Annotated in this window: 11 protein-coding genes; 4 read left to right on the top strand and 7 right to left on the bottom strand. The window is 43.3% G+C overall.

The window, feature by feature from the left end:
* From F6J94_RS22420 to F6J94_RS22430, 3 genes are all read left to right on the top strand, one after another.
* Positions 1–829 (top strand): shikimate dehydrogenase (locus F6J94_RS22420; RefSeq protein WP_293044290.1); only part of this gene is annotated, 829 nt, incomplete at its 5' end.
* A gap of 193 nt (positions 830–1,022) precedes the next feature.
* On the top strand, positions 1,023–2,117 hold the full coding sequence (gene aroC, locus F6J94_RS22425) for a chorismate synthase (RefSeq protein WP_075903336.1): 1,095 nt from the start codon (positions 1,023–1,025) through the stop codon (positions 2,115–2,117).
* Between the two features lie 7 nt (positions 2,118–2,124).
* Complete coding sequence (locus tag F6J94_RS22430) at positions 2,125–2,976, top strand: MBL fold metallo-hydrolase (RefSeq protein WP_293044295.1); 852 nt, start codon at positions 2,125–2,127, stop codon at positions 2,974–2,976.
* Here the strand turns inward: F6J94_RS22430 and F6J94_RS22435 are convergent.
* The 6 genes from F6J94_RS22435 to F6J94_RS22460 form a co-directional block, all read right to left on the bottom strand.
* Positions 2,963–3,157 carry a restriction endonuclease gene (locus tag F6J94_RS22435; RefSeq protein ID WP_293044298.1) on the bottom strand — a complete coding sequence of 65 codons (195 nt, stop codon included), beginning with the start codon at positions 3,155–3,157 and terminating at the stop codon, positions 2,963–2,965. The two genes, F6J94_RS22430 and F6J94_RS22435, sit on opposite strands and share 14 nt — an antisense overlap.
* 70 nt (positions 3,158–3,227) lie before the next feature.
* On the bottom strand, positions 3,228–3,545 hold the full coding sequence (locus F6J94_RS22440; protein WP_293044301.1) for a hypothetical protein: 318 nt from the start codon (positions 3,543–3,545) through the stop codon (positions 3,228–3,230).
* Between the two features lie 138 nt (positions 3,546–3,683).
* Positions 3,684–4,640, bottom strand: a complete 957-nt coding sequence (locus F6J94_RS22445) for a DMT family transporter (RefSeq protein ID WP_293019279.1) — start codon at positions 4,638–4,640, stop codon at positions 3,684–3,686.
* A gap of 446 nt (positions 4,641–5,086) precedes the next feature.
* Positions 5,087–5,770, bottom strand: a complete 684-nt coding sequence (locus tag F6J94_RS22450) for a DUF3865 domain-containing protein (protein WP_293044304.1) — start codon at positions 5,768–5,770, stop codon at positions 5,087–5,089.
* Between the two features lie 185 nt (positions 5,771–5,955).
* Entirely contained in the window at positions 5,956–6,912 is a 957-nt protein-coding gene (locus F6J94_RS22455; RefSeq protein ID WP_293044307.1) for a phosphodiester glycosidase family protein, read from the bottom strand.
* Positions 6,913–7,176: 264 nt separating this feature from the next.
* Positions 7,177–8,097, bottom strand: coding sequence for a phosphodiester glycosidase family protein (locus tag F6J94_RS22460; RefSeq protein WP_293044309.1), 921 nt, complete (start codon positions 8,095–8,097; stop codon positions 7,177–7,179).
* A gap of 146 nt (positions 8,098–8,243) precedes the next feature.
* Here F6J94_RS22460 and F6J94_RS22465 point away from each other — a divergent pair, with 146 nt between their 5' ends.
* On the top strand, positions 8,244–10,349 hold the full coding sequence (locus tag F6J94_RS22465) for a TIGR00300 family protein (protein ID WP_293044311.1): 2,106 nt from the start codon (positions 8,244–8,246) through the stop codon (positions 10,347–10,349).
* 288 nt (positions 10,350–10,637) lie between these two features.
* Here the strand turns inward: F6J94_RS22465 and F6J94_RS22470 are convergent, their stop codons facing one another.
* Positions 10,638–10,874, bottom strand: a complete 237-nt coding sequence (locus F6J94_RS22470; RefSeq protein ID WP_293019275.1) for a hypothetical protein — start codon at positions 10,872–10,874, stop codon at positions 10,638–10,640.
* Between the last annotated feature and the right edge of the window lie 162 nt (positions 10,875–11,036).

Below are 11,036 nucleotides of genomic sequence, written 5' to 3' on the forward strand. Positions count from 1 at the left end.
TCCAGTGGAACATTCTTTATCACCACTGATGCATAACCGAGCGATCGCATCCTTGGATGTGGATTATGTCTACCTACCCTTACCGGTAAAATCAGCAGATTTGAAAAATGCGATCGCTGGTTTTGAGGCGATTGGTCTAGTGGGCTTCAGTATCACCATTCCCCACAAGCAGACTATCATCCCCTTGTTGTCGGAAATTTCAACAGTGGCTCAAGGGGTGGGAGCAGTGAATACTGTGTATCGCACCGATATCGGTTGGATTGGTACGAATACCGATATCGAAGGATTTATCTCCCCGTTGAAACGGTATAACCGGGATTGGAGTCAAACTACTGTAGTCATTTTGGGGTGTGGTGGTGCAGCACGAGCCGTAGTAGTGGGTTGTGCCGAACTCGGTTGTACTGAGATTCATGTGCTTGGCCGCAATCAGGACAAGTTAGGTCAATTTAAGCAAAGCTGGATTAATTCTGACCTTGCTATTACTATTCATACTCATCCTTGGCAACAACTACCGGAACTCCTGGCTCAAGCCAATTTGTTAGTTAATGCTACTCCTGTGGGAATGTATCCCAAGGTCGAGCAGTCTCCTGTGGATCAGGTAACCATGGCTAGGTTGCCAGAAAATGCGATCGCTTATGACTTGATTTATACTCCTAATCCCACTCAGTTTTTAAGACAAGCCAAGGAACAGGGCGCGTACGCTATTGATGGATTGGAAATGCTGGTGCAACAGGGAGCAGCAGCTTTCAAAATTTGGTTAGGACAAACTCCACCAGTGGATATTATGCGTCACGCTCTGCAGGAAAAATTGGGATTGTTGAAAAGTTAGTTAAAATTTATAGCGCTGCAGGTAGGGAATAGAGAAGGTCGGATCAGGGAAAGAAACGGAGGTGATCTGAGGTTTGGGCAGTGTTCAAACCGACAGGGGATGGGAATGGACTCGAGTAGGCTAAAGGCATAGCAAGTCGTGGTTTCATAAAATAACTAAGTACTACCATTAGAGCACTACTAAAGCAGGAACTATGGGCAATACCTTTGGACATCTGTTTCGAATCACTACATTCGGAGAATCCCACGGGGGTGGGGTTGGGGTAGTCATTGATGGCTGTCCACCGCGATTGGAAATTTCTGCGGCAGAAATTCAGGTAGATTTAGACCGCAGGCGTCCGGGTCAGAGTAAGATTACTACTCCTCGTAAAGAAACTGATACTTGTGAAATTGTTTCAGGAGTATTTCAGGGCAAAACCCTAGGCACACCAATTATGATTATGGTGCGCAATAAAGACACTAGGCCCCAAGACTATAGCGAGATGCAAAAGACGTATCGGCCTTCCCATGCTGATGCTACCTATGATGCTAAGTATGGCATTCGGAACTGGCAGGGGGGAGGACGTTCTTCAGCCCGGGAAACCATCGGGCGAGTGGCAGCGGGTGCGATCGCAAAAAAAATTCTCCAGCAAGCTGCTGGTGTAGAAATCATTGGCTACGTCAAGCGTATCAAAACCTTAGAAGGTATCGTAGACTCCAACACCGTTACTCAAGACCAGGTAGAAAGTAATATTGTTCGTTGCCCTGATTCAGAATGTGCTGAACGGATGATTGAACTGATTGAAGAAACTGGACGTAGCGGTGATTCCGTTGGGGGTGTAGTAGAATGTGTGGCTCGCCATATACCCAAAGGCTTGGGAGAGCCAGTCTTTGATAAGCTAGAAGCGGATTTAGCCAAAGGGGTGATGTCCCTACCAGCTAGTAAAGGTTTCGAGATTGGCTCTGGCTTTGGGGGCACTCTACTTACCGGCAGTGAGCATAATGATGAATTTTACACAGACGAAACCGGTGGAGTGCGCACTGTTACAAATCGCTCCGGTGGCATTCAAGGTGGCATTAGTAATGGCGAGACTATTATTATTAGAGTAGCGTTTAAACCCACTGCTACCATCCGCAAAGAACAACGTACTGTCACCACTACTGGTGAAGAAACCATTCTAGCTGCTAAAGGACGTCACGACCCTTGTGTTTTACCCAGGGCCGTACCTATGGTAGAAGCAATGGTTGCTTTGGTATTGTGCGATCACCTGTTGCGTCATCAGGGTCAGTGCGGTACTTTGAAGCATTAACTTACCAATGAAGATAAGCACTTCCTCCGAGTTTTCGGTTAAATTTTGGGGAGTCCGAGGCAGTATACCTAGCCCTGGACAGGACACAATTCAATATGGCGGCAATACGTCTTGTGTAGAGATGCAAGTGGCTGGGTTACGCCTGATTTTCGATGGTGGTACTGGCTTGCGGTTGCTGGGAAAAAGCCTTAAGCAGCAGTTACCCATTGAAGCTTATTGGTTTTTTACTCACTACCACTGGGATCATATTCAAGGCGTGCCATTTTTCATTCCAGTCTTTGTGGAAGGGAACATTTTACATATTTATGGCGCAGCTCCCCCCGGGGAGTGCATGGAGAAACACTTCAAGGAGCGGGTCTTACACTTGAATGCTCCAGTTCCTACTAACAAAGTCAAGGCAGATTTGAAGTTCTATGACTTAGAAGCAGGTCATAACACTATCACCATAAAAGATATTACCATAGAAACTGCTCCTTTAAATCATCCTAATGGTGCTATTGGCTATCGCGTAACCTGGCAAGGGCATTCCGTGTGCTACTGCACCGATACAGAACATTTTCCCGACCGCCTTGATCAAAATGTGGTGTATCTAGCCCGTGATGCTGATATGTTAATCTACGATGCTATGTATACCGATGAAGAATACCACGACCCCAAATCTCCCAAAGTAGGTTGGGGACATTCCACCTGGCAGGAAGGGGTGAAGCTCGCAGAAGCTGCTGGTGTTAAGAAACTGGCTATCTTCCACCACGAACCCAATCACTGTGATGATTTTCTCGACAACCTAGCAGTGGAAGTCAAAGAAGTGTTTGATGGCGCGTTTATAGTCAAAGAAGGGATGATTGTTAGGGTAAAGTAATGGTGAAGGGTGTAGGTTGAAGGTTGAAGGTTGAAGGTTGAAGGTTGAAGGTTGAAGGTTGAAGGTTGAAGGTTGAAGGTTGAAAGTTTTTCGCCTTTGGCCTTCGGTGAAGGGTAGGTTGTTTCGGTAGCGTGGCCGAAAAGCCAAGGTTGAGTGTTGATAATATGTTTATAGTCAACATTATTATTGATGATTAGACCTCTGCCCACCTGAATCCTTAACCCTTCACCCTGCATCGATAGCCTCTGACCTTAATCTAAGTCCAGACTTTCCAACTCCGACTGGAAGTCCGCTACAAAGGCATCAGTATCATCAAGTTTCATATCATTCAAAGCCTCCCACTCTCCATCGGTATAGTTGGCATCGCTGCCTATAACATCCATCGTCCAAGAGTAAATCTTGCTAGGATCTTCGAGAAGTTCTACAGCAAATTCACGGGCACTTTTGCTGATATTTGGATCTGCCTTAGCTGCTAAACAAAGGTTTAACAGTTTACCCAAAGATGTATCTGGGGTTACTGACAGTAATAAAGTCATGGTGTCTTCCAGGAGCTTTTTTTTGTCTACCATGCTTGAGTACTCGTGACAGTTAATTTCCGAGTAAAATATTATAGTAATTTGGTGGAAAGTTGTTGATCATAATAAACATTTTTTTTGTTTTATTTATGCTATCTTAACTCTCTGTCAATTTTCACTGTTGAACCTTCACTAAGTAGGTGATTTGTATTCACTAGATAGTGCCAAATAGATGCCACCCAAAACAACTCCAAAAGCAATCCAGTTAAAAAGACTCAATTGTTCGTAGAAGAGTATCCAGGCACCGATAGCTGCTAGGACCGGTTCTAATAACAAAAAAACAGCAACAAATCCTGAGGAAAAGTGATCGAGGCTATATACCAGCAGCCATTGACCCAAGATCTGACAGACTAAAGCAAAGCAAAGAATAGCACTCCATCCCTGCCAGGAATAGGGAAACAGGTTATCTCCACTCAGTAGGGCGATAGGTAGGCTAAACACGGTAGCGATCGCAGAACTCCAAAACAAGATGGTGGTTGCTTTAAGCCTGGTTTGGAGTCTTTCGAGAATCAATAGATAGACAGCAAAAGTGATTGAAGCCAGTATGGCAGCAATATCCCCCTCTACTTTGCCAGTGGTGATTTGCCAGTCTTCTAGTCCAATTGCGATCGCTCCTGCCATGGCGAGGCTCATTCCCATCAGGAATTTGCTTTCAAAGCCTCTTTTCCATACCAGCCATCCCCCTAAAATGGTAAACACTGGCGTGAGATTAGCCAGTAGAGTTGCGTTGGCGACGCTGGTTTGAGTTAATGACCAAGCCCAGATGATGATGTCAGCAGAGAAAAAAATCCCGACTCCTAGCAATCCGCCCCACACCCAACCTGAGTCAGGCAAATAATCTTGTGTTATCGGTTTATCAAGAGAAATTCGGCAGCGTAACCCTTGGAGTCCTTTCCACAGACCCAAGAGTGTGGTACTAATCCAGAAGCGATTAAATGCTGTAGCGCTCGCAGAGATTTCACGCTCACTGAATCGGATGAAGATTGGTGTTGAAGATAGAAATATTAAAGCGAAAAATAAAGCAGCGATCGCCATGATCATTAGGGTTTGGGAAAACTGCTCTTCTGTTGACTCGAACTGATCTGTCATGTAGTTATATTATGTCCATTAAATTACCCATAATTAATAGTGTCTTTGCTAGTGGGTAGTGGGTAGTGGGTAGTGGGTGATAGCTTCTAAGGAAGCTAACTACTGTAAGGAAACGCCACTGTTTCCGGGTACATCTCAATGCCTAAAATTAGGCAAAAATTATAATCAAAAGAGATAACTTCTTTTTCTGGGGTTATTTATTTATCTGCGATGATTAACGCCTGCACCAAATCCCTTATTAGCTATAGTTTAAATCCATAACAGTTTATGTAGCATAGAATAATCACCTATTCTCTGCTTTATCCATAACTTAACTCTCGTTTTTAGGCTCTACCTAGAAGTGTCTGATCGGAGGCTTTGCCTGATAACGATGGAAACGACTTGCGAGTGGAATTCCCTATTTTAAAATAGGACAATCAGTCGATCCTCTTGAATTAATTGATTAATTAATTGTTAGCTATAACTGCCTGTTTTAGATTATTCCACCAGGTATCCATTGCTGCTATAGAATCAGAGAAACCCTCATGGATTTCACTTAAGTTTAAACTATGTTGTTCGTAGTGGTTAATAAAGGTACCCAGACCATCTTTATGTTCCTGTTCTACTCCATTGAGATGAAGATCGAAGAAGTATGTCAATTTTTCTGAGGGTTGACAGTTCTCCTGAGACGTTGAGTACAAATCGGTTAGATTGCGAACTAGCTCTAACTCTGGAATAGCACCTGCCTCAGTTGCATAAAAAACACCACAGATTTTACTCGCAGAGCCTGACTTACAAAGGTCAAGCATAGTTTCCAGGAAACCCTTAGTTTCTACTGAGAGCACATACTCATCCACCTTAAATTGGAATGACTCTCGAAGCCCATCGGTATAGATAGCAAAATGGGACTCTTCACCAGAAGCTCCACTTTCTTCATCAGAGTTTCGCTGTAATTCCACAGATATGGCAGGAGCAGATTGAGAATTCTCAGAAGCTACAGACAGGAGCATAGGATTGTGCCGGGAAAATCCACTATGCTCTTTGATATAGTATTCTAACCTTTCGGGAGGACACTCAGGTAAAGTTAAGTTAGTCCGTATCCTTTGAAAAAGTGACTGAACTTCTTGATCAAGTAAATCTGTATTAAGCATTACTGTAATTTAATCCGATTGCCTTGATTAGAATACCACAAGCAATTTACTATATACCAATTCTAAGTTATTCAAAAAATCTGTAAATATTAAAATCATTGCTGGGCAATGGTTATGGGGATTCGGCTAAGACGAGGCTATCACGTTCGCTTCGGCCACTACATTTCACGAATCATTTAGCACTGCTATAGAGCAACTATCATTAGCAAAAGATATAGTAGTTGTAAATTGGTTGAGATCCTTTCGTCCTGGATTAATGGGAGGTTGTTCAACACATCTATCGGTAAAGTATAGATGCCCAAATGGTTAGCAATTGCCCGTTGGCGCGTAGGAATACGGGTCTGAATCGGTGAATTTAATACTCTTAGCTTATTTGTATTATTTGCTACTACCAGAGTGGTGGAACCACCCCCATCCAAATTGAGGGCGCTATCGGCTCCTAATTCTTGAATAATACTAGTTAATTCAGCCAAAGTAACCCCTTCACTGTAAAAGCGCTGGCGACCATCAACAATAATTAACCACAAAGTTTTGCCTGATTTATCAATAGCCACAGCAGTGCGGGGATACAATAGTTTTTCATCTGTACTATCTCCCAATACTGCTGGCTTCCCTTCCTTTAGTAAAATTTCTCTACCCGCCAATCCCTCAGATGTGCCTAGAGGGCAACGGTTTTGATAGATTTGAACTTGGAGAAGCTTTGAAATACACAGCACTGAATAATTTTTTGATTTTGGAGGAGCATAGGATTTTCCATCAGAGATAACTTGCCCTTCTACTTTGACCGGATCACCAGATTTAGGATAGGAGTTAGGTGGATACTCCCGAAAAGGATAAAAGAAACTACCGTTGATAGCTAATTGTAAGTTAAACTCCCGCACAAATTCCGAAGTATTCCGGGCAGCAAATTCGTTTTTATTGATGGTATTTCCTGGTGTTACTAATAGTTTAATCCCTGGTGTTGTTAGGTCTATGGTCACAGTATGTACTATGAGCGGACGGGGTGATTTGCGAGCATCTCTTTGATAAAAAATGCCTGGTAAAAGTTGTTGCTGCTTGTCGGTGGGAAGCGGACGCTTGAGCAGCAATCCGCAATAGATCAAAACTGGCACGCTCACAATACTGATGCTGGTGATAACCATAATTCGCTTAAGTCTAGTTATATTTAATTTTTTCATGCTCTAAGCTATACCAAAGGGAACAGGGAACAGGGAACAGGGAACAAAAATTATCACAATTCATTTAGGATTGGTATATTGTGCATTTAAACTGTATTATATTAATGGGGTTTATTAACTACTATCTTTGGGGATAAAATAGCTATAAAAATCATAAATTAATGGTGATATTTTTTTCCCTACTCCCTACTCCCTACTCCCTACTCCCTACTCCCTATTCCCTATTCCCTACTCCCTATTCTCTACCGGTAAAGCATAGATGCCCAGATGGTTAGCAACTGGACGTTGGCGCGTAGGAATACGAGTCTGAATCGGTGAATTTAATACCCGTAACTTAGTCTTATTTGCTATTACGAGAGTGCTGGAACCACCCCCATCCAAATTGAGGGCGCTATCGGCTCCTAATTCTTTAATAATAGTAGTCAACTCAGCCAAACTAACTCCTTCGCTGTAAAATTGCTGGCGACCATCAACAATAATTAACCACAAAGTTTTGCCTGATTTATCAATAGCCACAGCAGTGCGGGGAGAGAATAGGTTCTCACCGCCACGACCTCCCAATACTGCTGGTTTTCCTTCTTTTAGTAAAATTTCTCTACCCGCTAGTCCCTCCGATGTGCCTATAGGACAACGGTTTTGATAAATTTGAGCATAAATTTGAGCTTGGACAAACTTTGAAATACAAAGTACTGAGGAAGTTGATTTTGGTGGAGCATAGGATTTCCCCTCAGAGATAACTTGGCCTTGTACTATGACCGGATCACCAGTTTTAGGATAGGACTTCGGTGGATACTGCCGAAAAGGATAAAAGAAACTACCATTAATAGCTAATTGTAACTTAAACTCCCGCACAAATTCCGAGGTAGTCCGGGCAGCAAATTCGTTTTTATCGACTTTATTTCCTGGTGTTACTAACAGTTTAATTCCTGGTGCGCTTAGGTCTATGGTAACAGTATGTACCATCAGCGGACGGGGGGATTTCCGAGCATCTCTTTGATATACGATGCCTTGGAACAGTTGTTGCTGCTTGTCGGTGGGAAGCGGACGCTTGACCAGCAATCCGCCATAGATCAACAGTGGCACGCTCACAATACTGATGCTGGTGGTAAGCAGAATTCGCTTCAGTCTAGTTATAAATATTTTTTTCATGGTATAATAATAAGTTTATGGATAAAATCTTTAAGATTAATCCACCAACTTAACTTACCCCCCTGTCAATGGCAAATTGTCGTGACATTGGTGTGATTGCTGACTTACCTTGGTCGTGTAGGTATCTACCAGATCAGAAATCGACTATGACAGAATCAATTCGCTTCCTCATGTGTCCCCCTGACCACTACGATGTGGATTATGTGATTAATCCCTGGATGGAGGGAAATATTCACAAGTCATCGAGGGATCGCGCTGTAGAACAGTGGCAAAAACTTCACTATGTCATCAAAGAGCATGCCCTAGTCGATTTAGTTTCTCCTCAATCCGGTTGGCCAGATATGGTATTTACAGCCAATGCTGGATTAGTCTTGGGCAAGAATGTGGTGCTTAGCCGCTTCCTCCACAAAGAGCGCCAGGGGGAAGAACCTTATTTCAAAGAATGGTTTGATCACAATGGCTACACTGTCTATGAACTTCCTCAAGACTTACCGTTTGAAGGAGCTGGGGATGCTCTGCTAGACCGGGAAGGGCGTTGGCTGTGGGCTGGCTATGGCTTCCGCTCAGAACTTGATTCCCATCCATACCTTGCTAAATGGCTAGATATTGAAGTTGTGTCCCTGCGCCTAATGGATCAACGTTTCTATCACTTGGACACTTGCTTCTGTCCCCTGAGTGGTGGCTATTTACTCTACTATCCCCCAGCATTTGATGCCTATTCCAACCGCTTAATCGAAATGCGGGTAGCACCGGAAAAACGAATCGCCATAGAGGAAGCTGATGCAGTGAACTTTGCTTGCAATGCGGTCAATATTGATCAACTTGTAGTGATGAACAAAGTTAGCGATCGCTTGAAAGATCGGCTCGGTCAAGCTGGGTTTGAGGTGATTGAAACCCCCTTGACGGAATTTCTCAAAGCTGGTGGTGCTGCTAAATGCCTAACCTTACGGGTAACTGAACCAGTCCGCAGTGAAATCCATGGCAATCAACCGGTTGAAAGTCGCATTATTCGTTTGGAAGGTCATTTGCTTGATTCTGGTATCATCAGCCGTGCCTTGGATTTAATTGTAGGAGGTGGGGGTAGCTTCCAGGTACTTAACTTCGACCTAGGAACACAGCGGCAAAGCACCTCTAATGCTGAACTGAAAGTCTCTGCACCAGATCATGAGGTGATGGCAGAGATTATGACTAAGCTGATTGATCTAGGAGCTGTCACTCCTGCCCAAGAGGTGTGTGATGCTAACTTGGAACCTGTTACTCAAGCAGGGGTTGCTCCTGATGACTTTTATGTTACTACCATTTATCCGACGGAAGTACGGGTAAATTGTGAGTGGGTGAAGGTACAACATCAACGCATGGATGGTGCGATCGCAATAACTGAAACCCCAGACGGTGTAATCGCTCGTTGTAAAGTGCTGCGGGATTTGGAAGTTGGAGAGCAGGTGATCGTGGGAGTAGAAGGAATCCGCACGGTGCGCAAAACTCAATCCCGTGAACAACGCAATCAGCAAGAATTTAGTTTTATGGCATCTGGGGTCTCTAGTGAGCGCCGGGTAGAATTAGTAGTGGAACAAATTGCCTGGGAGCTGCGCCAAATCCGAGACCAAGGGGGCAGAGTAGTAGTGACAGCAGGACCTGTGGTAATTCACACTGGCGGTAGTGAACATTTATCCAGTTTGATTCGACTTGGGTATGTTCAGGCGCTGTTAGGGGGAAATGCGATCGCAGTTCATGACATCGAGCAATCCCTGATGGGAACCTCTTTGGGTGTGGATATGAAACGAGGAGTAGTTGTCCATGGTGGACACCGACACCATCTCAAGGTAATCAATACTATCCGTCGCTGCGGTAGTATTGCCCAAGCTGTAGAACAGGGTGTATTAACTAAAGGGGTGATGTATGAATGCGTCCGCAATAACGTACCATTTGTCCTAGCCGGTTCCATCCGAGATGATGGTCCTCTGCCAGATACCCAGATGGATTTGATTAAAGCACAACAAGAGTATGCCAAGTTATTGGAAGGGACAGATATGATCTTGATGCTGTCTACTATGCTCCATTCTATTGGCGTCGGGAATATGACTCCAGCCGGAGTGAAGATGGTCTGTGTGGATATTAACCCCGCCGTAGTGACAAAATTAAGCGATCGCGGTTCAGTAGAATCTGTTGGTGTTGTCACTGATGTCGGTTTATTCCTTAGCTTGTTAGTGCAACAGTTAGATAAGTTAACCAGTCCTTATCTAGTCAAGTAATTAGTTTAACTGTTGAAGAATTAAGAATTAAGAATTAAGAATTAAGAATTAAGAATTAAGAATTAAGAATTAAGAATTAAGAATTAAGAATTAAGAATTCTTCCATTCTCCATTCTCCATTCTCCATTCTCCATTCTCCATTCTCCATTCTCCATTCTCCATTCTCCATTCTCCATTCTCCATTCTCCATTCTCCATTCTCCATTCTCCATTCTACATTCTACATTCTACATTCTACATTCTACATTCTACATTCTTAATTCTACATTCTTCATTTATTACTAAATTATTAACTTGCTTTATAATCCATATTTTCATTGTCACTAGGAACCAAAACCCAGTCTGAGAGTCTTAGTTTCTGATAGGTTGCCCAGCCTTTAGAACCGCCAGGTACTGGATAATCTGGGACAGCATATTGGGGAAAAGCTGTGTACGGACGCCAAGCCTCATAAGGGGAAGTCCGCAAGTGCAACATTTTTGGTTCATTGCTACCAAAGCTCGATAACCAGCACATTTGTTTTACCATGGGATACTCCTTGATTGTGAATTAAAGCTAGAGAGCCTTGGTTAACTGACCATTTGAACAGTAAGTAGGTGAGAAATAACCCTGAATTGCTGATTTACTGAATTCATAGATAATTTAGCAATTTAGTCATGTTAAATGTATCTCTAGCTTTAATTCACAATA

Source organism: Moorena sp. SIO1F2 (assembly GCF_010672755.1).
Taxonomy (GTDB): Bacteria; Cyanobacteriota; Cyanobacteriia; order Cyanobacteriales; family Coleofasciculaceae; genus Moorena.

Bases quoted from the DNA above. Each gene is read 5' to 3' on its own strand.
- F6J94_RS22430 (WP_293044295.1), top strand. From the start codon at position 2,125: ATGAAGATAAGCACTTCCTCCGAGTTTTCGGTTAAATTTTGGGGAGTC.
- F6J94_RS22460 (WP_293044309.1), bottom strand. From the start codon at position 8,097: ATGAAAAAAATATTTATAACTAGACTGAAGCGAATTCTGCTTACCACC.
- F6J94_RS22455 (WP_293044307.1), bottom strand. From the start codon at position 6,912: ATGGTTATCACCAGCATCAGTATTGTGAGCGTGCCAGTTTTGATCTAT.
- F6J94_RS22440 (WP_293044301.1), bottom strand. From the start codon at position 3,545: ATGGTAGACAAAAAAAAGCTCCTGGAAGACACCATGACTTTATTACTG.
- F6J94_RS22445 (WP_293019279.1), bottom strand. From the start codon at position 4,640: ATGACAGATCAGTTCGAGTCAACAGAAGAGCAGTTTTCCCAAACCCTA.
- F6J94_RS22450 (WP_293044304.1), bottom strand. From the start codon at position 5,770: ATGCTTAATACAGATTTACTTGATCAAGAAGTTCAGTCACTTTTTCAA.
- F6J94_RS22465 (WP_293044311.1), top strand. From the start codon at position 8,244: ATGACAGAATCAATTCGCTTCCTCATGTGTCCCCCTGACCACTACGAT.
- F6J94_RS22435 (WP_293044298.1), bottom strand. From the start codon at position 3,157: ATGTTGACTATAAACATATTATCAACACTCAACCTTGGCTTTTCGGCC.
- F6J94_RS22470 (WP_293019275.1), bottom strand. From the start codon at position 10,874: ATGGTAAAACAAATGTGCTGGTTATCGAGCTTTGGTAGCAATGAACCA.
- aroC (WP_075903336.1), top strand. From the start codon at position 1,023: ATGGGCAATACCTTTGGACATCTGTTTCGAATCACTACATTCGGAGAA.